Genomic DNA, 25,915 nt, shown 5'->3' with positions numbered 1-25,915 from the left:
CTTATTCCATGGCAATTTCCTGAGCAGGAGGACGCAAATTGTAGAATGAACTCATGCAGTGCCCATAAGCACCTGCATTTGCAATCAATAAAATATCGCCTTCCAATGTATCAGGTAACATCCGATCATAGCCCAGAGTATCGCCTGACTCACAGATTGGACCCACAATATGGGCAAAGCCTGTTTTTTCTTCCCGTAAACGGGTTAAATTAACAATTTCATGATACGCCCCATACAAGGCCGGTCGGATAAGTGAGTTCATGCCTGTTTCGATACCTACAAAACGGACCTTGCCTTTTTCCTTACACTGAGTGACTTTGGCTAAGATAACCCCGCTTTCTGATACGAAAAAACGCCCAGGCTCAAGCCAGAACTGCAGTTTGGGGTAACGTGATTTTACTGCCATTAATGCGGAATCCAGTGCGGCAAAGTCAAAAGGTTGCTGTCCTGGTTTCTCGACAACGCCCAGTCCTCCTCCTAAATTAATTGAAGTCACCTGAGGAAATTCTTCTGAGAGCGATGCCAGCATCAGGGCTGTTTCTTGCCATAGTTCAGGGGTAAGAATGCCGCTTCCAGAATGAGTGTGAAGTCCTGTGACATTTACCTGACAACGATGAACCAAGGACTTTAATTGTTCAATATCTTCTTTAACGATGCCGAACTTGGATTCATTTCCCCCTGTACAAACATGTTTATGATGGCCAGCCCCCACACCCGGATCGATACGTACAATGATGGACCTGTCTTGAAACAGCTCAGGCCAGCTTTCCAGAGGATATAAACTGTCAATGGTAACATGACAGCCTAGGTCGAAGGCAAACTGATATTCAGATTGTGCAGCAAAATTAGGGGTAAAAAGAATGTTTTCTTTATCTATTTCGGGGAACAGTTTTAGTACATGTTGCAGTTCCTGTATGGACACGCACTCAAACCCCAGTTTTTTCTTGTATAAGGTTTCAAGAACGGATGGATGAGGATTGGCTTTAATTGCATAAAATAATTTATCAATGGATTTCAAAGCCAATAGCTGCTCAGCACGCTTAGCCTGTGTAGGACTGTGATAGACATAACAAGGAGACTTCTTACCTGCGAGTTCTAAAAGGCGCTCACGCTCTACTTCCCACCAGGGAGTAGGTTTCGCCATGGGAGCACCAAATTCTTCATGCCAACTTTTTGAATAATAGTAAATTTGAGGATTGCTTTCGATGAGGAGGTGATGCAATTTATAACAGAGCTTATTGGCCTGCGACTCATCAACTACAAAAGTCAGATTTAAATCATTTGAAGCGAGAGACATTAAATAAACCTGCTTGGCTTCGAAGACTTCAAGCGCAGGACCAAGCTGGGGTAACACAGTACGAATATGATGGCCGACCAAACTGACTGCGCTACAGGGTTCAATGATTTTCGCCCGGCCAAATCGATTCAAATCTGCCAACAAAAGATCAAGTGCCTTGCGATCATGCAGTTTGGCATTATTGTCCAGGGAAAGAGTCACGTTAAATTCAGAGGAAGAAAGTAAGTCAATGGAAAAGCCATGGTTCTTGAAGGTGCTGAAAACATCAGCTAGAAAACCAACCTGCTGCCACATGTTCAAAGTATCAATAGAGATTAAAATAATGCTATGTTTGACTTGAATCGATTTAATCAGCGGTGCATTTTCATCAATTTCCTGCGAAATGAGCGTTCCAGAATGCTCTGGCATGTGGGTATAACGAATCGTCATGGGAATCCCTGCACGCCTTACAGGGGGAATGCAGTTTGGATGGATGACTTTTGCACCCATCGATGCAATTTCCTGGGCTTCATTATAATTAAGCTGTTTTAATAAGCGAGCATGAGGTAGTTGATGAGGATTAGCGGTGTAGATACCTGGTACATCCGTCCATATTTCACACATTTTTGCCTGCAGCATAGCAGCCAGCAGGGCCGCTGAGGTATCAGAGCCTCCTCGCCCCAGAAGGACCGTTTCTCCCTCCGGATTTGCTGCAATGAAACCTTGAGTGATAATGGCCTGAGCTCCTGTATCCAGTAATTTTTCAGCAAACTCGGGATTGGGTTCAATAAAACAACGTGCTGCCAGATAATCAATGGTTTTGTTTTGAGAGGTAGACATACAAATTAAAACTTCTCTTACATCAAACCAATGGCTCTTGATACCTTGCTCATTTAAAAAAGCATGACCCAGGCGAGTCATCATCAATTCTCCAAGGCTCATTACCTGCGCACGTGTTTTTGCTGGAGCTTCTTTCAACAGAGCAATGCCGGTAAGCCAGTGCTGTAATTGCTGTAAGTCTTCTTTAAGTAATTTAGGATCGACTTCAAGCTCGTGTGCAAGGGCAACGTAACCCTCGCTAATATCCATGAAAATATGGTGATGTTCATTGAGTAAAGCAGCATCAATGGCTTTTTCAAGTTTATTGGAAACTTGTGACATGGCAGAGCAGACGATTATCGGTTGGGCTCCGTTTTGGATATGCTTTCTCGTAATGATGGCAATATTGTCCCAAGTCTCTCGAGAAGATACGCTGGTACCCCCAAATTTGGTCACTAATTGATGCATATTACTGATCCGGACAAAATAAAGGCAGAATATCATGGAGTGAAGAATCTACACAATAGAGCCTGTAATTGAAATACAGCCCGCGGCGGTCTTTTACGACGCTGATGTTTATGATTTATTCAAAATGACTTATTAAAAATCGCACTGGTTTTTAATTTATTTTCCCTTGAAAATATTGATAAAAATTCGTTCTTAACCATTTGAATTGTGAATGTTTTCCTTTATCATCGAGTACTTTGGAAAAAGCTTTATCTTGATCTGGCAGGTCGAGGAAAATTATTGATTGCTTTAATGATAAAAAATGAACCGACTGTGCCAAGCAGGATTTTTTAAGTTAAATATTTAAGATGCATATGTAAATCTAAGGAGTGAAGAGCATGCATAAACCTTTAAGATCACTAGTCAGCGCTGCCGTGCTTAGTACCCTGGCAAATACCTCCCTTCATGCAGCTGGATTTGCTTTATATACAGAAGGTAGTGCTGTTGGCATTGGTAATGCTGGCGCTGGTCTTGCGGCTGAAGCAGCAGATGCCTCAATAGGATGGTATAATCCGGCTGGTTTGGCCCTAATCCGTGATCAACAGGCCGTTATTGGTGGTGTTGGTATTTTTCCTTCGGCTGAACTAACAGGATTTACGACCTTTAGAACAAGAGGGTTCCCAGGTTATACAGAAACTTTTCGTGACCTTGATGGTGCGAAAGATGCTTTTGTTCCTTTTTTTCATTATGCAAGACCTGTAGGCGAAAACACAACGGTTGGATTAAGCATTGTAGCACCTTTTGGTTTGGCCACTGATTGGCCCAAAAGCTCGCCAGTACGTTATTCTGCAACTTTTACCGAGCTTATTACGGTTAATGTTTCTCCTGAGATAGGCGGCAAAATAACCGATAATTTTGCGCTTGGCGGTGGTCTTGATTTGCAATATGCCAGAGTAAAATTTAATCGTATTCTTGGTTCGCCTGCTGTACTGAATGCTTCTGAGCTCCCACCCAATCTGTTTGACTCTTTAAGTTATAATGAGGGAGATTCCTTTGGTGTAGGTTTTCATGCAGGGGTCATGGGTATTTTTAATGATAATCACACGCGGATTGGCTTAAATTATCAATCCAGAATGAAACATACGTTTCATGGCTATAGCAAGCTATCAGGTATATTGGCTGACCCAAGTTTATTTAATGCGAATACCTCTTTCAGAACCGATAATCTTTTCAGCAACAACATTGAGTTCCCTGAAGTGGTGACTTTAAGCGGATATCATGATGTTAACGAGCGATTTGCATTGCTGGGTTCAATTATTTACACCCGATGGGATGTTATCAATACCATTGAGTTGAACAATGTTGCAGCCGCTTTACCTGGAGGCGGTAACGCAGCCGTACGCTCATCCTCTACACTAAATTACGATAATTCCTGGCGTTTTGCTTTAGGAGCTAACTATAAGCTTACTGATTGTCTGATGCTTCGAGGCGGTGTAAGTTATGATGAAACGCCACTTACGGATGCCAATCGAGATGTAAGATTACCTGATGAAGATCGCGTCGTCTTATCCATCGGCGCTCATTATGACGTTAACCCAGAAATTGGCGTTGATGTTGGCTACACTTATCTCTACGCTGCACACGACCCCCGCGTTAATAAAACGGAAACGATCGGAACCACCAGTAATTTTACTGTAAATGCAAGAGGCGATTCCGACGCAAGTCTTATAGGCGTACAAGCTGTATGGCATATGGACAGGCCAGAACCGCTCCCTCCTACTAAGTAACATCCATTGACGCAAAAGGCATTCATTGACTTTTGCGTCACGAACGGAAGGCTTCAAAATTTATATCATAGGCTGATTTTCTTAAGATAGTTTAAATGTATCGCTGTTTATATCTTGAATTAGAGGTTAGCTGTGGCCCTATCGGGAGCTGTATGCAGGAGGAATCTGCATGGATTGTTCTTAAGGTAATAGCCCAGCCTCTATATTGACGGCGGTACAAACGGACGAAGTTTAGTTCGGTTGTGAGAAAACTTTGCTAAAAAGCGCTACATAGAAACCAGTTGACTGCAACATTGCAACTTGAATTTAGCTATCTTTTTTAAGATCGAATCCCCGCTACTTGATAGCGGGGTCCATATAGAGCTCGTGTGTACAATGGCTATTGCAACTCGATGCCAATTGATTAATTCTGCGTTAATGTAGCTTCACCGGGACCATTTACGGTCATTTTATATCCATGGGCAGAGAGTACCTTAGGGGAAATATCGCCTGTGCTCAGGTTTAGATAAACCATTCCCAGATCAAAAGGTTGAGGTGTATTTGTTGCCATTTTAATCATGGCAGGACAAACACCGTTCGTGCTGCGTCCGAAACAGGCAATTTTTACCAGCGTCCAACTGACCTTGCCGTCAGAGTGAGCGGGTGTCGGATGGCGCGAAGGAATTGAGTTGGCTACATAAGCGTTGGATTCCAGGTTTGTCTTGTTATGGGTGATTAAGTAATTAGGACTGGCAATGGCTATGCTAGAAGTGATACCTAAGGCCAGGGCAGTTAATCCTTTAAATCCTATCATGTGTTGTCTCCTATTATTTATTGAATAAATTAAAAAATAATTTTTTAGGGCGAGGCTCCCATGAGTTTTTCATAGCGAAAACAGATTTTAGCTCAAATTTTATTCTAAATAAGCCGAAGGACTCTTATTAACGAATTTAGGATGGAATTTGAGCTAATCAGCCTCAATTTGCAGCTGAAGGACTCATTGGCACACGCCTAATTTAACATCCACTCGACATAAACAAGTATCATGATTTACTTGTGTCAGTAGCCCAAATGGTTAATATAGGGCATTGTGATTGTCATAACAAGCTTTAATTTACTCATGTTATACAGCTTCGTCTTTTTTGCATTTTTGGACGCATTTTGGAATTTTAAAGCGCAGTTTATATGGAGTAATGAACATTTAAAATTCCAAAATGCGCCAAGTCTTCTAAAAAATACCGTGCTGCGTAACTGAATAATTTAGTTAAACGTTCGACGATAGCAATCGAGCCAGATCTTTCGCATAATAAGAAATAATAAAATCTGCTCCGGCACGTTTGATGGCTGTCAAGCTTTCCACCATGGCCTGCTGCTCATTAATCCATCCTTTGCTGGCAGCCGCTTTTAGCATGGCATACTCTCCACTCACTTGATAAGCACATAAGGGAACGTCCGGATAATGCTGTTTTAGACGATAGATAACGTCAAGATAATTCATGGCCGGCTTAACCATTAACATGTCAGCTCCCTCATACAGATCCAGTTGGGCTTCACGTAAGGCCTCTGCACCATTGGCGGGATCCATTTGGTAGGTTTTTCTGTCACCAAACTTGGGCGCCCCTTCAGCGGCCTCTCGAAAAGGACCATACAAACTGGAACAGTATTTAACACTGTAACTTAGTATAGAAACATGATGAAAACCGTTTTCATCTAAGGCATTTCGGATAGCACCCACCATACCGTCCACCATTCCGCTGGGGGCAACACAGTCAGCGCCGGCTCTGGCATGACTAACAGCCTGTAGTGAAAGTGCTTCTAATGTGCTGTCATTATCAATGTGATCCTCTTTTAAAATACCGCAGTGTCCATGATCAGTGTATTCGCAAAAACAAAGATCAGTGATGAGGAAAATATCTTTATTGCTGTTACGGATTTTTTCAATGGTCTGCTGAATGATACCGTCAGACCGACTCGCACTGCTGCCACATTCATCTTTATATTCGGGGATGCCGAACAATACAACAGCCGGGATCTTAAGTTGTGAGATTTCGTCTATTTCGCTTGGCAAATCTTCAAGACAGAACTGATACTGTCCGGGCATGCTGCTGATTTCTTTTTTTTGAATAATGTTCTGGTTGATGAAAAGGGGAGCAATCAATTGCTCCGGGCTCAGTCGAGTTTCCCTTATCAAAGAACGTATTTTTTCATTGCGGCGTAACCGGGTTAGCCTTAAAGGAATTGAATATGAGCTCATATTTTTCTCTCATGTCATTTTTTTTGTCGAGTATACAGGAAATCGATACCGTTGCCCGTATCGCTTGCTGTTACCTGAAGGGTAAAATATTTGTTAAGTAAATATTTTAAGATCAATACATTTGAATCGGTTTGTAAAATGCCAATGTTATAACTTAAATAGAGTCGTTTAGAAAGTGATTTTCCGATAACAAACTGATTTGAGTCACTGACCTCATGGGTTTGTCGATTATACGTGGATGTGCTTTGTACATCAAAATCAAAACCGAGATTTTCCTTAAGTTGATTCAGTAATTGAGTCCCTTGTGTACCGGTGTCCAGATTCAAAGCCGAGATAGCGGACAATAAAAGCTGTCCTCCAGCCTGATCGGCCTGATGGGCTGGTCGACCCAGCAAGAGCATAGATAATATATCCGCCTGAGACATGCCGGCAGGATTGGAAAAAAGCTGGATATCCGGTGAATTCAACCGTCCAGTGACTTCGATACCTACGGTGGTATTATTGGCAAAATTAGTGCTTTGCAGGTTGGTATTATGAAAATCAAATAATTGATTGGAACCTGAAAAAGAAACGTTAGCATTTGAAAAATGACGCACAGCTCTTAAATTGATACCGGGATTGGTTAGCAGACCGCCAGTAAAAATTAATTCACCTTGGTCAATACTTAAATCCTGGCCGTAGGCTGTATAAGCTCCCTGACGAATGGATAAATTACCGCTGGCATTAAGGCTTCCTCCTGCCTGCTGCTGAAGTCTGATGGCTCCGTCAAGAAACCCTTTTAAACCTCTGACATCCAATTTGACCGCATTACCCATGATAATATTAATGTCGGCGCTGATGTTCGCTGCATCACGTTGCTGTTCTTTTTCTTCCTTAAAGACAACATCAGTGGATAAGTTCACACTCTCGGTAAAATCCTGAGGGGTGATGTCGGCTTTAGGAATTAAAATTGAGCCTCGGATATCGGTATTGTATCCATTGAATTTTATGATGAGATCAGGCGATACATTGAGCGTATATTCATTTGTGTTAAAGAGCTCTACATCACTTCCTTTAGCGCTTATTTCTCCAGTCACATCTGGATAAAAAAGACCCTGACCGTTTATTTTTAAAGCGCCATCTTTTGAGGTAATCGAACTTTTAAGTTGCCAGTTGTTATTTTTAGTCAGCAAACCGGTATCGATATTGGTCAAATGAAGACCAGATTTTGGGAGAAGAATTTCGCCGTTGTTCAGTTGTATTTTTCCTTCTGTCATGGGGTTGGCAATCGTACCTTTGACCAGCAGGTTCATTTTTAAATCACCTTGCGGTTTTTTGATGTATTGGCTCAGACTTTCAAGAAAATGCAAAGAATTGATGGTTAAATGGAGACTTCCTTCAAGAGGTTGGTTGGCCGTGAGCCTATCTTTAAGATGAAATTGCGGCAGTTTCAGAGATAAATTCAATGTTTTTTGTGGGTCAATGGTAAAGCTGCCCTTTGCAGATATCCCATCCTGCTTTAATTCTCCTTGCAGCGAACCGCCGTTAAAATGCAAGGCAGAGACGGGGCTATCGTCTGGAAGTTTATAGTATCCATCGTTAAGAACCAAACTAAGTTTGCCCTCTGTGGCACTACTGAGAGAGGCATTGACCGTGAGCGTGGTCGATAAGCCTTTGAGAGAAGGGTGGATTAAGGCGGGTTGAGGAACACTGATATAGCTGTCCCATTGGTAGGGAAAACGGCCATTGATTTGCAGAACATTATTACCAAGCTTAGCCTTAGCCTGTAATTTATTGTGGATAAAATGGGCGGATGCCTCTAAATGATTTCCCCAATACTGAGCCTCTATATCCGTATCGACGGTCAGTGTATCCAATGTTTTTCCAGAAAACTGACTGTTGAAAGCAAGTTTGTCTAAGCCGGGAAGAAAAAAACTTAAATCAAGATTTTTACTGCTGATTGTTCCTTCAAATGTCTTTTGAGCCTGAGGATTAATCTGTAGCTCGCTGTGAATTGAACCTTGATCGAGATGAAGGGTTGAATAGGCTGTGAATTGCTTATCCTGCCCATGAATATGCAGTTGCCAATTTCCTTCAGAAGGCGCTTGAATTTGAGTATCCAGATCAATATCAAGATTTGAAAGACTGCCTTTTATGGTCAGGTTGCCTTTTCCTGTTTGCAATGTCGTTTGCCGATTTACAGGCCATTTGATGTTTTGCCACTGAAAGACATTTTCCAGATATTTTCCGTTTTTTAACCGGCCGGATAACTGCAATTGGGCAGGTTGAGTAAATGTACCTTCCCAATGATAAAGACCAAGATCACCAGCAGCCTTAATTTCTCCCTTAAATTGCAGACCTTTAGGGGAAGTCTTTTGAATTGTTAAAAAAGAATCCATGGCATAAGGCAGGCTTGGCACTATGTTCGATCTCAGGACAAACCGGATGTCTTGATAATTGAATGTCAATCGCTCTATATACCATTTGTTTTCAGTTAAGGTCGATTCAAGATGGATGTTTTTAAAGATTTGCCCTGTATCCACTAATTTAATCCGTTTTACAGAAGCTTGCTGGAGAGTTATTTTTAAAGGTAATTGTGGTAATTCAAAAGCTGTGTCTGCAATGTCTTCGGGTTTTTTAGGGGCAATCGATACATTCAACCGTTGCGCCTTAAATGATTTGATCACAAGGTGGTTTTTAAAGAGAATGGATGCGGGATGCCAGTGGATGGACACATTTTTAAGTACAATGGAGTGGGCTTCATCTGTGTATGTGATCTCAGCCACGGAAAACTTATCGATTAAACGTCCATGAGGTTTTTTTATCTGGATGGATCCAGGCAAAATGAAATTGGCCAGTTTAAGGCTGGTATAAATGCCAGGTGTAGTTGATAACAGGAAACTGAGAAGTCCTGTAAGCAGAATAAGCACAATTGCGAATATATAAAACGCTGCCTTTAGCATGGCTTTTAATGTTTTCATCAGAGATCAGGCCCCATGTTGATCACAAGTTTCGGACTTCTATCAGCCAGACGCTCGAAACGATGGTTGATGGCTTGAGCGACACCTACCTTAATTGGACCGAGAGGAGAAACCCACATCAACCCGATGCCGGCATCGTATTTAAATGCCTTCGCTCTGGGCTTATACACATCACCGGCATCCAAAAAGCCAATAAGATACCATTTATTCACGGTTTCCTTCTGAATTTCAGCTCCCGCAAAGGAAAGGATTTTACCGGGACCAATGGAGTTAAAGCTATAAGCTTTAAGATTGTCGTTGCCACCTAATAATAAGGATAAAGATAAAGGCAGTTGATTAATGTCGTTTATGGCTGTTATTCCCTGGATTCCATGAATATAAAACCGTGTACGAATACCATCAAAGGTAATTGCCATTTTTGCATCAAGAGACATCTGGCCAAGACTGACTTGTGAGCCAAGGCCCCGGACTGCTGCCAAACCATTCAGACTGACATTGTATCCGGATGGAGAAAATAAAGGGTTGCTGATTTTACGAAAGGTAAAATTGGCTTTAGGGTATAGTAGAAACTGATCCGTTCTGGTTTGATTCGTATAAGAATAGCGTTCAGATAAACCATTAAGAGATAAAATACGCTGATATCGTTCCAGAATATGTCGATGTGAGACAGAAAAAAGAGCAGAAACGCCATTGCCGCTGTCATAATCTATATGACCAAGACTTGTTGCCAACGAATATTGATCCGTTACCGGATTTTTGCCCGGAATAAGGTATTCCGCCTGTAGAGCGTTTTCTTTGACAGAACCTTGAGCAATCATATTAAATTTGTGCCCTTGCCGATTAACCGGTATAACGTGCAGGCTTGCCTTGCCACGAACCCCCGTGTCCGTTCCATATCCTGCTCCCAATGTATAGCTGTAGCGTGGAACAGGCTCAGTATGGACGATAATAGGCACATGACGCATTGAGTTAATTTGCGGTTTGACCACGACAGAGTTGAAGTAACCGCTACCTGAAAGCTGATTGTTGAGTGTAATAATTTTATCGGTAGAATACGGTTGCCCTTGTTGAAAGGGCACATAGCGTTGAAGCACGGTAGGTGATACACGAGAGGGATTAAATATCACTTGGCCAAAATAATATTGTGGACCTGTATGAAAGACCAATGTAATGCTTGAGGTGTAATTTTTTTTATCAATTAATATTTCCGCAGTGCTGAAAGAGCCTTTCAGATAACCTTGATGTTCGGCTGTGCTTAATATAAGCTCTTTGGCCTCATTATAGGCAGGAGTTAATAATGGGTCTCCCTCTTTTATAGGAAGATTAGCTATTGTTTTGTTCAATTCAGTATTGCCTGCCCCCTCACCGGTCAGGCTTACCGTTAATTGGTTTATATGCATTTGAGTCCCGGGGCGAATAAGAATTAACAAGTGGTTATTCTGTGAACGCACATTAATACTGCTTTTAAAATAGCCAAAAGGTTCAATGGCTTTGTTTATTTGTTCTTTTAAGTTTGTAGCAGGTAATTGTGTAAGGGGCTGGGATTGTTGTTTTGCCAGTTCATCCAATCGCTTCTGAACATTTTTTAAGACCTCTCCACTAACTCCTCTGATGTCATATGTTGTTTTTTGGACAGCAGCAAGCAAGGGTAAACAGGTGAGTAACAGAAACAGATAACGAAAAACTGACTTAAGTAAAAAGGAAATTTTTTTTCGAGATACATTGCCTTTAAAAGCAGGATAATTTTTATTTCTGCACATTAAATCATCCAGGATGCTTCGCCGATTTCTAGCAAGCATCCATTGTCTCCAGCGCCTTAAGTTTGTAAATCAGATTAAGGGCTTCTCGTGCTGATAAATCATCGGGGTTAATTTTATTTAATTCACGAAGCGCTGCTGATGAAGGCGAAGCACTTCTACGGCATTCATGAACATGTATGGATGGTTGAAAATGTCCCAGGTGAGTTTTAGCCATGCTTAAAACCTCTTGCGGAATACCGGCAAGCTGGGCAACTTCCAGACCATAACTGCGACTGGCAGGCCCGTCTTCCACACGATAAAGAAAAACAATTGCCCCTGTTTCCAAGGAGGCTTTTAAGTGAACATTTCTTATGGTTGTATACTGCTCACAAAGGGTAGTCAGTTCAAAATAGTGAGTGGAAAATAAGGTGTAGGCCTTGATGATGTCAGCAAGATAAATGCAAGTGGCATAAGCCAGAGCCATTCCATCATAAGTGCTGGTTCCACGCCCGATTTCATCGATCAATACCAAACTGTTTTGGGTGGCCTGTCTTAAGATCTGTGCTGTTTCAGTCATTTCTATCATAAAGGTAGAACGGCCAGAGGCCAGATCATCATTGGCGCCTATACGAGTAAAAATACGATCAATTGGACCAAGTTGGACGCGTTTTGCCGGCACGTAGCTACCGATATGGGCCAGAAGAACAATAAGCGCTGTTTGGCGCATATAGGTAGATTTCCCACCCATATTGGGGCCTGTGATAAGAAGTGTATTTCGGCCGGGAAAAAGCTGCATATCATTAGCAATAAACTGTTGCTGCAATAATTGTTCGACGACGGGGTGACGACCGGCTTCAATATGAATTCCCTCTTCTTCCACCAGTTCGGGGCAACACCAACCCAGAGATTGGGCACGTTCGGCAAAATTACATAAAACATCTATTTCGGCAAGCGAACTGGCTAACGATTTGAGGATAGAAACAAAAGGGGCTATTTCATTGAGCAGATAGTCATACAGCCATTTTTCTCTGGCGAGAGCCTTAACCTGGGCTGTCAACACTTTTTCTTCAAAGGATTTTAGTTCAGGAGTAATATAGCGTTCTACGTTTTTCAATGTTTGTTTGCGTTGATAATGACTCGGTGCCTTGTCGGCTTGATTTTTTGATAATTCAATGAAGTAGCCCTGGACACGATTGTAACCGAATTTTAAGCTTGAAAGTCCGGTCTGTAGTTTCTCTTTTTGCTCGAATTGAATCAAGGTATCCGTTGCATTGTCATTAAGGGTTCTTAATTCGTCCAGTTCATCATCAAAGCCAGGAGCGATGACCCCCCCATCTTTTATTAAAGCAGGGGGAGTATCAACGATAGCTTGCTTCAATAAGTCTTGTAAATCAGGTAAAGGTTTGATGTTTATCTTAAGTTCTTTGACTAGAGCAGCCTGGTAATGAGCAAGAATGCTACTGATTTCAGGTAATAGAGCCAGGGCTTCTCTTAACTGAACCAAGTCACGTGGACGCGCTGATTTGAGGGCAATTCTTGAACTGATGCGTTCTATATCACAAACTTGTTTTAATAATGAATGTAAGGTTTCCGTTTTATCTCGGGAGATGAATTCGCTGATGGCTTGCTGACGTTTTTTTAAAATATCATATTGACGTAGGGGCCTGTAGAGCCAGCGTTTAAGCAAACGACTCCCGGCAGCACTGGCCGTGTGATCAATAATATCGAGCAAACTGTTCTCATGCCTGCCATAATGATTTTCATATAATTCTAAATGTTTTTGCGTTGCAGCATCAAGATGTAAGTAATCATTGCTCTGCTCAAGTGTTGCGGTTTGCAAATGCGGTAGCGTCTGTCTCTGGGTGGTCGCAAGATAGGCAAGCAGGCAACCGGCGGCAACCAGTGCTACAGGGTGGTCAGCTTCACCAAAGGCAAACAGGTCTTGGGTTTTAAACTGTTCACGCATTAGCCGTTTGGCTTTTTCCATGTCAAACTCCCAGGCGGGACGGTGCTTGATGATCAATTCAGTAACTCTAAGATTGGGTGGATTGTTTTCCCTGACAAGAATTTCAGCCGGTCTCAGACGATGAAGTTCCGCTATCAGCTGAGTTTCATCATCAACTTGTAATAAATGAAAACGCCCTCCGCTGAGATCAACCCATGCCATCCCATATATAGATTGTTGCTGATGAACGGCCAATAAGATGGTATCTTGTTTTGCATCCAGTAAGGCTTCATCGGTGACAGTACCTGGCGTAATAATCCGCGTAACTTGTCTTTCCACAGGACCTTTGCTTGTTGCCGGATCACCAATCTGCTCACATATTGCGACGGATTCTCCCTTTCTTAATAATCTTGCAAGATAATTTTCTACCGCATGATAAGGCACACCGGCCATGGGAATGGGTTTATCGGCAGATTGCCCCCGATGAGTCAGGGTCAAATCAAGCAGCTTTGCAGCCTGTTTGGCATCCTCATAAAACAATTCATAAAAATCACCCATACGGTAAAATAATAACATGTTCGGATAGTCCGCTTTGATGCGCAAATATTGTTGCATCATGGGGGTGTGATCTTTTGTCATTATGGCACTGCTTATTTGTTTTTTTACCGAAATCTTATCAAATTGATGCTTGTATGTCTTTCATTCAATAAAATGTACTGGAGAAAATGGATGGAGGTATAAGAATATTTTTTGCTAATTCCTTCACTTATTGAAAGTTTTTGCTAGAATTGTATTAGGTCGTGTAGACATATTCTTTCACGGCTATAAGTATATTTTCGTGAAAGAATATGTCCACACGACCTGGAGTTTCAATAAAAATATTACATAGGGAGAATGGATATGAAACGTTTAGTCATGTTGTTAATTGCATCATTTATGGCAGTAACTCTTGCAGCTTGTGGCGAAAGTCCTGCTGAGAAGCAAGAGGAAGACATGGCAAATGCTGCTATGGAACAGAAAAAAGATGAGCAAATGAATAAAGATCAAACTGCAAAAGAAGATATGGACACTGCTAAACAAAAAATGGATGAAGCTAAACAACAGATGGACGAAGCCAAGCAAAAAATCAATAATAACACTGACGAAACAGCTCAGCCTACTCCATAGTAGTGTTTTTATCTTTAAAAACCCTGTATCTTACAATACAGGGTTTTTTATTTTTACTCATGCAGCTTTGCTAGTGCTGGGTAACATAAGTTTTTAAGGAATAGCATGAAATGGAAAGAGATTATTTCTTTAGTAAATAATCTGGCTGTTATATTTACAGAAAAAAATTTGAAACTGGCGGTGGCAGAGTCATGCACAGGGGGGCTCATCGCAGCCTCCATCACCGAAATAACTGGTTCTTCCTTTTGGTTTGAAAGAGGATTTGTCACCTATAGTAATTTATCCAAGCAGGAAATGCTCGATGTACCGGAATCCATGATCGTGAAATATGGAGCGGTGAGTAAGCAAGTGGCTGTGGCGATGGCTGAAGGTGCGTTGAAACATAGCGAAGCCGATGTCAGTTTATCAGTGACAGGCATAGCAGGACCCTCAGGTGGCAGTTCGGACAAACCCATAGGTACCGCTTATTTTGCCTGGTCATCTCGAGGGGAGCATTCTCTGCAAGATCATCAGATATTTACCGGGGATCGTCAGGATGTTCGCTTTAAATCCTGTCATTTTGCCTTAAAAGGACTGATTAAGCTAGTTCAAGAACCATAATCCTTTTTAATTTTAGATATCTTACTCATGTAACGCAGCTTTGTCTTTTTTACCTCCAAGTCTTCTAAAAAATACAGTGCTGCGTAACATGAGTATCTTAAAGGATTGTGTCTGCTGTATTTCACGATACAGCTATGTTAATGAGCGTTATTTTTTGGAGCTTTATCATGGCGCGAATCGCAATCGCCCAAATGACTTCTTTACCACGAGTAGAAGATAATATGACTTTGGTTGAACAATTAATTGCCCAAGCTCATGAGCAAGGAGCAGAACTTATTGTTTTGCCTGAAAATTTTGCTCTCATGGGCAAAAAAGAAACCGATAAGTCAGACATAGTGGAAGTCTTTGGTCATGGGCCTATACAAGATAAAATAAGTCAGCTGGCAAAGCAGTTTACCATCTGGGTTATAGCTGGCACATTGCCCATTAAAGGTGAAGGCAGGCGGGTACGTGCCAGTTCATTAGTGTATGATCAAAGCGGTCATTGCGTAGCACGCTATGATAAGATTCATCTTTTTGATGTAAGGGTGTCGGAACATGAGGCGCACAAGGAATCTTCATCAATAGAGCCTGGAAATAATGTGGTGGTTGTGGATACACCTGTAGGAAAAATTGGTCTGAGTGTTTGTTATGACTTGCGTTTTCCGGAATTATATCAACAATTAGTATTAAAAGGTGCAGAATTATTCACCATACCTTCAGCGTTTACAGCAACAACTGGTTTAGCACACTGGGAGGTTTTGTTAAAGGCGCGTGCCATTGAAAATCTGAGTTATGTGGTGGCGCCAAACCAGAGTGGCGAGCATGAGAATGGTCGTCAAACCTATGGTCATAGTATGATAATTGACCCCTGGGGGAGAACACTAACAGAGCTTGAAACTGAAATGGGTGTGCTTTCTGCAGATATTGATTTAAACTGGTTACATAAGCTCAGGAAACAGTTTCCTTGTAATGATCATCATGTATTAAGCAGGTAATTTTATGTCTCAATCTTTAAATATCGCCAAAGAGTTATTACTTATACCGTCATCTTTGGATGAATCAATTATTGACAAATTAATTCGTTCCATGATGAAACCCCAGATCGATGATGCAGAGTTATATTTTCAGACTTGCAGTTATGAGTCCTGGTATCTTGAAGATTCTGAGGTTAAAAGCGGGAGTTTTTCCATTGACAGAGGCGTGGGAATACGTGCGATAAGCGGGGATAAAACCGGATATGCTTATTGCGATGATATTTTATTGCCGGCCATAGAACGCGCTGCAAGTGCGGCACAATCTATTGCCGTTTCTGGTTCTCCATTAAAACAATCGATTCAGATTCCCAGCGCTCCTGTCAGTCGTTATCAGGCTGTTAATCCCATCGAAGGAATGACTAAACAGGAAAAAATTGCTTTGCTGGAAATGATTGATAAAGAAGCTCGCTCTATTGATCCGAGAGTTAAGCAGGTCAATGCTGCTTTAAGTGGTAGCTATGAAGTGGTGATGGTAGCTGGTATGCATGGTCAGCTGATAGCTGATGTAAGACCACTGGTCAGCATACAAGTCAGCGTGATCGTAGAAGATAAAAATGGGCGACGTGAGACAGCCCGTTCCGGTGGAGGTGGCCGGGTGGCTTATTCCTATTTCACTGAGCAGAACAATGCCTTGCATTATGCACGTGAGGCTGTACGAGAAGCATTGGTCAATCTTGAAGCCGAAGACGCTCCTGCTGGTACAATGCCTGTGGTTTTAGGCCCTGGCTGGCCTGGAGTTTTGCTTCATGAAGCAGTTGGTCATGGTTTGGAAGGTGATTTTAATCGTAAAGGATTATCTGCTTTTTCTGGACGAATCGGTCAACAAGTGGCCGCTTCCGGGGTTACGGTCGTTGATGACGGTACACTTAAAGACAGAAGAGGATCACTTACTGTGGATGATGAGGGTACGCCATCCCAATGTACCACTCTGATAGAAAATGGTGTATTGGTTAACTACATGCAAGATAAACTGAATGCCAAGTTGATGGGAATGAAGCCAACTGGCAATTGTCGGCGTGAATCTTATGCTCATGTGCCCATGCCAAGAATGACCAATACTTATATGCTTGCTGGATCGTATGAGCCAGATGAAATCATTCGTTCTGTTAAGCGGGGATTATATGCCGTGAATTTTGGCGGTGGACAGGTCGATATCACTTCAGGGCAATTTGTCTTTTCAGCCAGCGAAGCTTATCTTATTGAAGACGGGAAGATCACAACACCGGTCAAGGGGGCTACATTGATCGGCAGTGGACCTGAGGTTATGAAAAAAATTTCCATGATAGGTAATGACTTGTCTCTTGATAGCGGCATCGGTGTTTGTGGTAAAGACGGACAGTCCGTACCTGTTGGGGTAGGACAGCCAACCTTAAAAATTGATGCTTTAACGATTGGTGGGACGCGTTAAGATAAAATAAGGATATTTAAGCGCTTTAGAGTGTGACGACACGTGCTTTAGGTTCTGTGAACCAAAATTTTCACAGATGCAAATGCGGCTAATGGGGTACCATTGAGTCTTTGAATTCGTTAAATAGAGCCAGCTATTCGCCTCATTCAAAGACACAATGGCACTCAACTATCCATATTTTCGCTTCGCGAAAAATTTGGTTCACAGAACCTAGCTGATAATGCATTCATTGGAATTCAATTCATCTACCGGTTTTTTTGTTTTAGGTTTTGTAAATAAACTCAAAAAAGAAGCATTGTTAGTCTTTTTTACCTCAAAAGGATTTGTTTTTGCATCCCAGGGAGTAAATTGTGTCATATTTTCGAAATAATATAATGTTGGTGCATTCAAGATAATCCTTTTATTCAGGTATGGTTGGATGATTTCATTCAATTCATCTTTAATGCTTTGATACAATGTTTGATTGTCCATCATTCTATATTCATAAGCCAAAGTAATATGAAAATCATAAGGCATACGGTCTTCCAATTTAAATGTTTTAGCGATGGATTGTACAATAGATTCTTGGTTTTGGGGCAATGACAGCTGTAATTGCAAAACACCCGCCGTTGAAATCATTTTAATCGTTACTTCAGGATTAAATTCATTTTGCTTGAGAGACTCGTGCAAAGCCTTAAAAAATTCGAGATTGGATGTAATGAATTCTGACCACTCAGGAGTATCTTCTTCTGTGTATAAATTACAGGTTGTCATATGATAACTTTGATAAGGCAGTAATGCATAATACTTGGAAATGATGGTCGACTTTTTTAACGCATTATAGATCTCCAGCCACGGGTTCTCTTGCATTACAGGGAGTTGGACCGATGCGGCTATCGTTACTCCAGGAAATTTTGTGTAATTTCCATTTGAATCAATTTTTTTAAGATGTTTCATTATTAATTCCTTTTAGAAAGTACACTGAGGACTGATAATATATTACCATAATGGCTTTGTATTGATCAAATAACAGTACCACAAAACCTGGACTTTAGCCATTTTTCAAGTAAATGAATACAATAGATTAAAGACCATAGAAGCACACCTGTTATATTTATCGAAGTTGCTGTAAATCGATGGCTTGAGAAAAATAGAATGGTGCGAATTACCCTGGCATCGACTGCGGTATCCACGCGAAACTCCGTATGGACCCCGCTATCAAGTAGCGGGGATTCGCCCCCTAAAAAATGGCTAAAGTCGATAAAACAGGTTTCAGTAAAACTAAAGTTCCATTTGAGAACGTTTATCAGCGATGCTTCGATCTATATTCCCATAAATTTCCTGCAGAATAGCCCGTTCCGGCATTTTAGTTTGGAAAAATCTGGATTGATATTGGTCTAATTGAGAAATCGTTTGTTCAATTAATGTTTTAGCTTGACTTACTTCACTCATGTTACGCACAATCGACTTTAACGAGCCATATTTTTTAACTCCTGCATAGCAATTTGGTTAGCCCTGAGTATTAATTTGTACTTGATGGCAAAGTGATTCAATTTTGTCTTTATTTTCATCATTTCCAGTTTGCAGTATGCAATGATTGCGGCAAAGATATGATTGGATTGTGTTTTAACCGTGCGGGTTGGAGATTTGTTCAGGCTTGCATTTTGTTTAATTGACTTGTGATACTCTTCAATCCGCCACCGTTTCTGGTACACTTCATAAAGACGTTCGGCACTGCTGGTCATGTCATTAGAAACGAGATAGAGAACCCCTGTAGAACCATTTTCGTTTTTGAAAATTTTCTTCAAAAGCCTCACTGGGAAGTCTAATCCCTTGAGATAGACTGTGTGGGCTATGTCCTCTTCAAGCTCTAATTCTCTGACTTTTGTGTACCGTCCGTTGTTGGCGTCGTTTTTGGATAAAGCTAAGGTTCGATTAGATTTAATCCCAATAATAAACGATTTTTGAAGGTCATTATGGATGTAAGCCATATTGGCCTTCGAGCCAAACCAATTGTCCGCAAGTACAAAGTCAAACAACACATGATTACTAACCGCTTGTGCGATAAGCTTGCGAAAAAGTTCATTTTTAGTCGTGGATGACTTTCTGCGAGCTTGCCTTGTTTCAATGTCACAAAAAGCAACGTCTTTTTTGATAACTTCATAACCAACAGGAACACTGAAGTCACCATACCGAACCATGCAGGTCAGGATATTAATCCCTTTGACCACATCACCTTTAGCATGGGAATAATGCCAACAATTAATTTCATTCTCATCCGTGTAAGGCTTCTCCTCAATCGAGTCATCCAATAAAAGAACACCGTCTGATGCTTCACTCTCCCTGACTGACTTCTTGACATAATTCCAGAGCGCTTTGGAACCAAAATCTTGTAGTCGTAAAAATCGTGTCACCTTGTCGTGAGCAAATTCACCATCCAACATCTCCGATAAACCTGTAGCTGTTGCATATTTATTCTGGCAAATCAAATAGTCACTATAAATATCAAGCATATCCATTAAATCTTCCTCCCTAAAAATCAGGGATGAAATTTTAATTAAATTTCAGGGAGCAGCAAGGTTTAGTGCGTAACATGAGTTACTTCACCATGACTTAGTGCATCAATCGCTTCATTGAGATTTTTTGTAACTATCTTGTGGCGTGCAGAACCCTGGCGGTAGGAGGAAAATAGCTCTGAACTCACCCTTTCTTCATTTTTTTGAATAATATCATTCAATTTTTCAGCTTGAATCAAACACATCTTAACTTTATCCACATCACTATCATTTAATAGTTGATTGAAATTTTCTTTTACATTGCTTGAAAAAGGGGATTCCTCAATGGCTGCTTTTAGCGTTTTAAGGTCAAAAGCCGTTTTCTTTTCCTGAATTTCTTGATGTATATCGCTTTTAAGCAAGAGTTGATTGTTGTATTCAATTGCTTTATTTAGAGCCACATCAAAGGCTTCCTCATTAGAGGTTAAAAACAATTCTTCTAAATTTAGCTGATTAAAACCTTCAACATCAGAGAAAGCTTCCTGTACTTTGTCCAATTCAAGAGGCGCTGCGTATTCATATAAAGTGTGCCCGCCTGAATTGAACAGCATGACAGAAATGAAAGTGGTCATAAACGTTTCCAATTTCTCAGGCGACAGAGGAATTAGCTGTTCAGGATTTTCTAATTGAAAATTACTGTCTAACGCTTTCAGGTTTTCTCTGATTTTAAGTAACGCGCGTAATTGGCACAACATTGTACCTGATATTGAGTTAGAAAACGGGTGGACTAAACGATCAAAATTATCTTTTACCCATTGCGCTTGAAGATCATAGGTAGCTTGATCAGAGGGTTTTAGAAATCGTTGAGGTTTTGCCATTAAGGCTTTATCATCTCTTGGTAATGGTGAATGTCCTCTTAATAGCCCATAAGCACTGGTTGCTGTTGATTTTTGACCTGATTTGTCTTTTTTTCCTCTTTCCAGATAAATTCCTTCACCATAAATATCCAATGGAAGTGCGTCGGGTTTGTTTGATGCAATAACCATCGCAATGAAAGCAGCCGCAACAATATTTACAATCTTTCCTCTATTCTCCTCAGAAAAATCAGTAAAAATTTCATGATTTTTTAATTTATTAAAAAAATCAGAATATTCCCTTTCAATGTTATCAGCTTTTCCTTTATGCTCAATTACTACACGGTCCCATAATTGATTGTAGTAATCAGGTACCAATTCTTTTATCCACTGCGTATAGGTTTTTATCTCTTCTGCCGTGAAACCATCTATTTTCCTGCTTAATGTTTCATAAGCTAAATGTGTTTCGAAATAACGTCTGGAACTATCCTCATTAATGACTTCAGGCTCACGAGAGACTTCATATTTTTGTAGTATGTCATCATTTAAATACTTATTAATTAGCTTAAGGCTTTTCTCGTCCTTTGCCCCTGATAAATATAAGGATTTTAATTCTTTAAAACGAGCTTTATCTTTCTTATATTTATCCAGAAGAATTAATAAAGCTTGAGAAACTGAAATTTTCATGATAGGCACTAATTAAACTTAAAAAATGAATTTTTTATAAAATATAAGATTAATTATGGACCATATTTCTTAACATAATGTTAAGTTGAGAAATTATTGATCATTTTTGTGTTTGAGATGCTTTTTTTAAACGGAGGATTGCGTAGAAATAAGGGTTATATTTTCAAAAATTTTTGCGGAACAAATCTTGGTATTTACCGGACGAGACCACTAGACTCTAGCGCCGGCCGCACATCATGCTATGGTTATAAAATGCACTTTTTTCTTCTTTAGTTTCTGATTCTTTGAATTTTTGATAGGCCTTTCTAAACGCTGACTGAGCTGACTTAACCTTTTTTTCAGTATTAGATGGAATATCGAAAGCCTTCATTAGTTTACCACGTGTTGATTTGGTATCTCTTCTAGCAAACAATGCGTTACTTTCTTCATGATCAAAATGAATAGAGTTTAAAGCGCTGTCGAATTTTCGATGGAGTCGATGGAGTTTAGTACTCACTTCACGGTAACTGGTGACATTTTGAACTTTTTCAAACCCATTTTTAAGGCTACTTTGCACCCTATTTAATCTGGTGATTTTATTGGCCATTACTACTGCCTTGGTATCATTTTCCCCATATTTTTCTACCAGTTTCCTATGAAGTGCTTCTAGTTTAGATGTGTATATTTTTAATGCTTCGATACCTGCTTCAAATTCCGTTTTTAAATTCTCTGTTTTTCTATGTTTTCTTAGATAATCAGTATTGATGTTTTTTGTAGGGGCTAATGAATGCTTTTCTGGACTAAAGGCTTCTGTATTACAGAGTTTTGCGTACGGTTCATATCTAGGAGCCTCAAAGCCACTATTACCATAATAATTTTTTAATTCAGATTGATAGTCAGACGCATTAAACACTTTGTTTGCCCATGGATCACAAATAAATGCTTCACTACCCCAGGTTTCAGGCTTTGCAGGATCACTATTTGGATCGCGGTTTACCACCAGAAACACATGATCGCCATTCACTATATGATAGACTTCAGCCCTGAAATCAGTTTCAGTCAGGAAATAATCTAATGCTTGATAAGCAAGTTCACCGCAATTCCCGATAGACAATTTATTTGAAATAAGGATATCAGCTTCAAAACTTCGGACATAAGGATCAGACTCTAAACTTAAATTTCGGGATGTGTTTTTTGCCAGATTTCTTTTGGTTGATATTCCATCCATATGGTGTAAAGTCCGCCAAAGAGGAATTTCATTATTACTTAATTGGGTGGAACCCTGCAGGATGCGCTCACGAGCATACTCTTTAGCTGCAATTGCATGTTCATGGATTGATAAATTGTTTTTTTTCTCATCTTTTCCAGGCACTTTTAACCCCCTCTGAATATCAATATATTATACAATATGCATTAAAATAAATCAAATCCGGGTGTTTTTAGGGAATCTTTAGAAATACCACATCGCCAAAAGGGTAATCGATTTCCACTGGAGATAATCAGTTTTTTGGCAGTTATTGCGATATTCAAGAGTCATTACATTACCGAGGCATATCGGTAGCTATGAAACAGCACGAATCTGGTGGATCATGAGCATGATTGCTCATGATGTTTTCTTGACGCAGAGAGGTCGCTAAAAATGAATAAAAAAATTAAATGATATTAATAACCAGAAGGATAAAAGCCATGACAGCCATGCTTATGTCTTCGGTAAGAGTGACTGTTGATAAAGGCACATCTAACACTGTTCCCATGCAAGGGCATTTTATATCTAATCCTTCTTGTAATGCCTGAATAACGCCCACTGAACCAATGGTAAAAATAATAATAGTGACAATATAGGTCAGTATTGGTAAAAAGAAAGACAGGAAGGCCAGACCCAGAAACAACTCAATTAGTGGATAGCAGTAGGCATAAACTCGGGATCGTTTGGCGATGATATCATACATCTCAAAGCCATCGGCAAAATCAAGGGGATGAAATACTTTTAAAGTGCTGAAAATCACGAGAAATACACCCATATAATAGTGCATCCATGCCCGCATTCCACCACCCGTTTGCCAGAGAAGGGCGAGTCCTGCAAGAATAGAAACAAGGATTAATGAAACTAAAGGCCAATATTTTTTTAATGACTTATTATCTTCTTCCTCTGAGTCTGATTCTTTCACTACTAAATCCTTATATTCTGGATGATTATCAATATAATTTTTTACAAAAGGGCAGGTTGGCAAAACTTTATAATTATTTTTTTTAGCATATCGCAAAGCAAAATCGGTAATTTTGGCGGCAATTCCCTGGCCTCTTTGATCTGCCGGGACAAAAGTCGTAAAGTAGTCCAGTGTTTTTTCATCAACTTTTTTATATTTTAACTCACTCTCCTTATTATCTATCTCAACGTAGAATCTTTTATTTTTTTTATCATGTTGTAGATTCAAATCCATTTTCAGCCCCTTCTTAAGTTTCTCTTATGATGTTTTTTAAATCTAGTCTGGCTATTATGTTTTGGCAATTTCGCGGAGTTTAGTCATCGCAGAGAAAAGTTGGAGCCAAGATTTTTTTTCAATGCATTTTTGACCTTACGTGTATTAGCTCGATGTACTGCAAACCCTGACTCACACAAAGTGAGCAATAATTGCATCTCATAACCGCCTGTCGTTTCTAATACAGTTAAAGCATATTTTAATTTACTCTTGAAATCGTTTATAAACGCTTTAATACCTGTCGGATTATTTTCATATTCGTATATCTTTTTTGAGCCATACATCGCTACAACAAAAGAAATTTTTCCAATATCGATACCAATATAATTACTGTATAATGACATGCGCGCCTCGAAATTTTATTGTTTAGGATTGTAAGCGGACGTTCTTTAATCAGAGTCCTTTCAACTATTCAAACGTTTCGAGAGCAGGGCTAGAGTACCTTGATCCAGACGGTTGTTAAAACCTATTCCGCGACGGTCGCTCACGCCCGTGCCCTTTATTTTTACAATAAGGGGCTACTCTCTTAATGGCCATTATATAATTTTTTGTAACTTACAATACCGCGGTCGATGCCGCGGTAATTCGTGGTTGTATTTTTCCAAAGTTATTTTTTTCATCGAATCCCTACTACTTGATAGCGGGGCCTAACAAAGCTTCGCATAGATAGCGCGGTCGATGCCGCGGTAATTCGTGGTTGTATTTTTCCAAAGTTATTTTTTACATCGAATCCCCGCTACTTGATAGCGGGGTCTAACAGAGCTTCGTATAGATGCCGTGGTCGATGCTGCGATAATTCGAGGTTGTATTTTTCCAAAGTTATTTTTTACATCGAATCCCCGCTACTTGATAGCGGGGTCTAACAGAGCTTCGTATAGATGCCGTGGTCGATGCTGCGATAATTCGAGGTTGTATTTTCCATCAACTAAAGTTTGCCGGCATGTGCTGCCGTCAAATAGGAGATTGAACCACATATTTCCTGCTCAATTTTTTTAATTTGATTCTGATAAGTCAGAATGAAGGGAAGTGTCTCCTGAAGACAGATAATGAATCTTTTTTCCTTTATCCTCAAGAACCAGTTCTCCTGAGGTTGTCACTCCTTTGGCAAGACCATGTAAAGCCCCAATGGGTTGCGTTACCGAGATGTGTTTGCCGGCAAGATAGTCGTGTTGTTGCCATTGCTCCTTAAAAATTTCGAAGCCATCTCTGAAAAATTTTTTTAAATAGGTATTCAACTGGTTAATAAGATACCCAATGATCTGGTTGCGATTGAAATATTGGCCAGATATTTCAAAAAGCGAACACCAAGGTCTATGCTCAATGAATTGATTTTCTGTATGTGAGTTTACATTCAATCCTATACCGATAATGAGCATGGTATTACCATTGCTTTCCGCCATGATGTCAACAAGGCTACCGCATATTTTTTTATTTTGCCATAAAATATCATTTGGCCATTTAATGGAGATGTTCTGCGAGAGTTTCAGTTGTTTCAAAGTGTGGAGAATAGCCAGGCTAACCACAAGACTTAATCCTGATAAGCGGGAGAGATCGTGATTAAATTGCCAGCGACTGGAAAAATAAATATTTTCGCCGAAAGGCGAGTGCCAGTGGCGGTTAAATCTACCCCGTCCCTGTGTTTGCTCTTCACTGCAACAGATATCAATGTTAGAGCTAACGGCTATATCTTTCAGGTAACGATTGGTCGAATCCAGTGAAGAAAAAAGATGAAATTTATAGGGATGAAAATTATCCGTATTGATGTGTTGTCTTATTTCATTCTCATTCAGCATAACAAAGGGACTGGTTAACTGATAGCCTTGCTTAGAGAGGGTTGTGATGGGCAGGCCATAACTTATCAGTTGCCGGATTTGTTTCCAGATGGCTGTACGTGAAACATTCATGGCTTCGCCCAGTTCAGCGCCGCTATGACAACGACCATCTTGAAGATGATGTAAAATGGATTGTTGAATTTCAGTGAATCTTTTCATTTTCAAAAAGCCTAAAAAAATCTGATTTTTTTAGGCGCGTGGGCAGCAGGTAT

General features: G+C 40.3%; 19 protein-coding genes and 1 pseudogene. 5 read left to right on the top strand and 15 right to left on the bottom strand.

Annotation, left to right across the window (positions count from 1 at the left end):
* Position 1 precedes the first annotated feature (1 nt).
* Positions 2-2,563, bottom strand: coding sequence for a bifunctional aspartate kinase/diaminopimelate decarboxylase (locus E4T55_RS02480; RefSeq protein ID WP_058502474.1), 2,562 nt, complete (start codon positions 2,561-2,563; stop codon positions 2-4).
* Between the two features lie 368 nt (positions 2,564-2,931).
* Here E4T55_RS02480 and E4T55_RS02475 point away from each other — a divergent pair, with 368 nt between their 5' ends.
* On the top strand, positions 2,932-4,329 hold the full coding sequence (locus tag E4T55_RS02475) for an OmpP1/FadL family transporter (protein ID WP_058502473.1): 1,398 nt from the start codon (positions 2,932-2,934) through the stop codon (positions 4,327-4,329).
* A 403-nt stretch (positions 4,330-4,732) separates the two neighbouring features.
* Here E4T55_RS02475 and E4T55_RS02470 read toward each other — a convergent pair whose 3' ends face one another.
* The 5 genes from E4T55_RS02470 to mutS form a co-directional block, all read right to left on the bottom strand.
* Complete coding sequence (locus tag E4T55_RS02470) at positions 4,733-5,122, bottom strand: hypothetical protein (RefSeq protein ID WP_058502472.1); 390 nt, start codon at positions 5,120-5,122, stop codon at positions 4,733-4,735.
* A gap of 450 nt (positions 5,123-5,572) precedes the next feature.
* Entirely contained in the window at positions 5,573-6,562 is a 990-nt protein-coding gene (hemB, locus tag E4T55_RS02465) for a porphobilinogen synthase (protein WP_058502471.1), read from the bottom strand.
* Between the two features lie 14 nt (positions 6,563-6,576).
* A complete protein-coding gene (locus E4T55_RS02460; protein ID WP_115325260.1) occupies positions 6,577-9,522 on the bottom strand; it encodes a translocation/assembly module TamB domain-containing protein in 2,946 nt (981 codons plus the stop codon).
* The gene (locus E4T55_RS02455; RefSeq protein ID WP_223168275.1) at positions 9,522-11,321 is read right to left on the bottom strand and encodes an autotransporter assembly complex protein TamA; all 1,800 of its coding nucleotides are present in this window, start codon (positions 11,319-11,321) and stop codon (positions 9,522-9,524) included. Before E4T55_RS02455 ends, E4T55_RS02460 begins: the two co-directional genes overlap by 1 nt.
* Complete coding sequence (gene mutS, locus E4T55_RS02450; protein WP_058502469.1) at positions 11,311-13,845, bottom strand: DNA mismatch repair protein MutS; 2,535 nt, start codon at positions 13,843-13,845, stop codon at positions 11,311-11,313. Before mutS ends, E4T55_RS02455 begins: the two co-directional genes overlap by 11 nt.
* A gap of 261 nt (positions 13,846-14,106) precedes the next feature.
* Here mutS and E4T55_RS02445 point away from each other — a divergent pair, with 261 nt between their 5' ends.
* The 4 genes from E4T55_RS02445 (at position 14,107) to tldD (ending at position 17,397) form a co-directional block, all read left to right on the top strand.
* On the top strand, positions 14,107-14,373 hold the full coding sequence (locus E4T55_RS02445) for a DUF4398 domain-containing protein (protein ID WP_058502468.1): 267 nt from the start codon (positions 14,107-14,109) through the stop codon (positions 14,371-14,373).
* A gap of 105 nt (positions 14,374-14,478) precedes the next feature.
* A complete protein-coding gene (locus E4T55_RS02440; RefSeq protein WP_058502467.1) occupies positions 14,479-14,973 on the top strand; it encodes a CinA family protein in 495 nt (164 codons plus the stop codon).
* Positions 14,974-15,140: 167 nt separating this feature from the next.
* The gene (locus E4T55_RS02435) at positions 15,141-15,950 is read left to right on the top strand and encodes a carbon-nitrogen hydrolase family protein (protein ID WP_058502498.1); all 810 of its coding nucleotides are present in this window, start codon (positions 15,141-15,143) and stop codon (positions 15,948-15,950) included.
* A 4-nt stretch (positions 15,951-15,954) separates the two neighbouring features.
* Positions 15,955-17,397: a metalloprotease TldD gene (gene tldD / locus E4T55_RS02430; protein WP_058502466.1), complete on the top strand. Its 1,443-nt coding sequence runs from the start codon at positions 15,955-15,957 to the stop codon at positions 17,395-17,397.
* Positions 17,398-17,607: 210 nt separating this feature from the next.
* On the opposite strand, the gene E4T55_RS02425 is transcribed toward tldD, so the two are convergent.
* The 9 genes and pseudogenes from E4T55_RS02425 to E4T55_RS02395 all read right to left on the bottom strand — a co-directional run bounded on the left by E4T55_RS02425 (position 17,608) and on the right by E4T55_RS02395 (position 25,862).
* Entirely contained in the window at positions 17,608-18,333 is a 726-nt protein-coding gene (locus tag E4T55_RS02425) for a DUF1868 domain-containing protein (RefSeq protein ID WP_058502465.1), read from the bottom strand.
* Between the two features lie 65 nt (positions 18,334-18,398).
* Positions 18,399-18,569 (bottom strand): hypothetical protein, encoded by a 171-nt coding sequence (locus E4T55_RS15165; RefSeq protein ID WP_167758041.1) that lies wholly within the window; start codon positions 18,567-18,569, stop codon positions 18,399-18,401.
* A gap of 88 nt (positions 18,570-18,657) precedes the next feature.
* The gene (locus E4T55_RS15160; protein ID WP_156411820.1) at positions 18,658-18,828 is read right to left on the bottom strand and encodes a hypothetical protein; all 171 of its coding nucleotides are present in this window, start codon (positions 18,826-18,828) and stop codon (positions 18,658-18,660) included.
* Between the two features lie 17 nt (positions 18,829-18,845).
* Positions 18,846-19,895, bottom strand: a complete 1,050-nt coding sequence (locus E4T55_RS02420) for an IS701 family transposase (RefSeq protein WP_115325247.1) — start codon at positions 19,893-19,895, stop codon at positions 18,846-18,848.
* 62 nt (positions 19,896-19,957) lie between these two features.
* Positions 19,958-21,412 (bottom strand): hypothetical protein, encoded by a 1,455-nt coding sequence (locus E4T55_RS02415; protein ID WP_058501812.1) that lies wholly within the window; start codon positions 21,410-21,412, stop codon positions 19,958-19,960.
* Between the two features lie 217 nt (positions 21,413-21,629).
* A complete protein-coding gene (locus E4T55_RS02410; protein ID WP_058501813.1) occupies positions 21,630-22,763 on the bottom strand; it encodes a hypothetical protein in 1,134 nt (377 codons plus the stop codon).
* 280 nt (positions 22,764-23,043) lie between these two features.
* Positions 23,044-23,832: a GNAT family N-acetyltransferase gene (locus E4T55_RS02405; RefSeq protein ID WP_058501814.1), complete on the bottom strand. Its 789-nt coding sequence runs from the start codon at positions 23,830-23,832 to the stop codon at positions 23,044-23,046.
* 116 nt (positions 23,833-23,948) lie between these two features.
* Positions 23,949-24,215, bottom strand: a pseudogene (locus tag E4T55_RS02400) (IS110 family transposase); the annotation flags it as partial.
* 648 nt (positions 24,216-24,863) lie between these two features.
* Positions 24,864-25,862 carry a biotin--[acetyl-CoA-carboxylase] ligase gene (locus E4T55_RS02395; RefSeq protein ID WP_058500706.1) on the bottom strand — a complete coding sequence of 333 codons (999 nt, stop codon included), beginning with the start codon at positions 25,860-25,862 and terminating at the stop codon, positions 24,864-24,866.
* Positions 25,863-25,915 lie beyond the last annotated feature (53 nt).

Origin of the sequence: Legionella israelensis (genome assembly GCF_004571175.1) — a bacterium.
Classification (GTDB): Bacteria; Pseudomonadota; Gammaproteobacteria; order Legionellales; family Legionellaceae; genus Legionella_D; species Legionella_D israelensis.
The sequence above is the reverse complement of the archived record's forward strand: the minus strand, read 5'-3'. Positions and strand labels throughout refer to the sequence as shown.

Bases quoted from the DNA above. Each gene is read 5' to 3' on its own strand.
- E4T55_RS02480 (WP_058502474.1), bottom strand. From the start codon at position 2,563: ATGCATCAATTAGTGACCAAATTTGGGGGTACCAGCGTATCTTCTCGA.
- E4T55_RS02470 (WP_058502472.1), bottom strand. From the start codon at position 5,122: ATGATAGGATTTAAAGGATTAACTGCCCTGGCCTTAGGTATCACTTCT.
- hemB (WP_058502471.1), bottom strand. From the start codon at position 6,562: ATGAGCTCATATTCAATTCCTTTAAGGCTAACCCGGTTACGCCGCAAT.
- E4T55_RS02460 (WP_115325260.1), bottom strand. From the start codon at position 9,522: ATGAAAACATTAAAAGCCATGCTAAAGGCAGCGTTTTATATATTCGCA.
- E4T55_RS02455 (WP_223168275.1), bottom strand. From the start codon at position 11,321: ATGCTTGCTAGAAATCGGCGAAGCATCCTGGATGATTTAATGTGCAGA.
- mutS (WP_058502469.1), bottom strand. From the start codon at position 13,845: ATGACAAAAGATCACACCCCCATGATGCAACAATATTTGCGCATCAAA.
- E4T55_RS02445 (WP_058502468.1), top strand. From the start codon at position 14,107: ATGAAACGTTTAGTCATGTTGTTAATTGCATCATTTATGGCAGTAACT.
- E4T55_RS02440 (WP_058502467.1), top strand. From the start codon at position 14,479: ATGAAATGGAAAGAGATTATTTCTTTAGTAAATAATCTGGCTGTTATA.
- E4T55_RS02435 (WP_058502498.1), top strand. From the start codon at position 15,141: ATGGCGCGAATCGCAATCGCCCAAATGACTTCTTTACCACGAGTAGAA.
- tldD (WP_058502466.1), top strand. From the start codon at position 15,955: ATGTCTCAATCTTTAAATATCGCCAAAGAGTTATTACTTATACCGTCA.
- E4T55_RS02425 (WP_058502465.1), bottom strand. From the start codon at position 18,333: ATGAAACATCTTAAAAAAATTGATTCAAATGGAAATTACACAAAATTT.
- E4T55_RS15160 (WP_156411820.1), bottom strand. From the start codon at position 18,828: ATGAGTGAAGTAAGTCAAGCTAAAACATTAATTGAACAAACGATTTCT.
- E4T55_RS02420 (WP_115325247.1), bottom strand. From the start codon at position 19,895: ATGGATATGCTTGATATTTATAGTGACTATTTGATTTGCCAGAATAAA.
- E4T55_RS02415 (WP_058501812.1), bottom strand. From the start codon at position 21,412: ATGAAAATTTCAGTTTCTCAAGCTTTATTAATTCTTCTGGATAAATAT.
- E4T55_RS02405 (WP_058501814.1), bottom strand. From the start codon at position 23,832: ATGGATTTGAATCTACAACATGATAAAAAAAATAAAAGATTCTACGTT.
- E4T55_RS02395 (WP_058500706.1), bottom strand. From the start codon at position 25,862: ATGAAAAGATTCACTGAAATTCAACAATCCATTTTACATCATCTTCAA.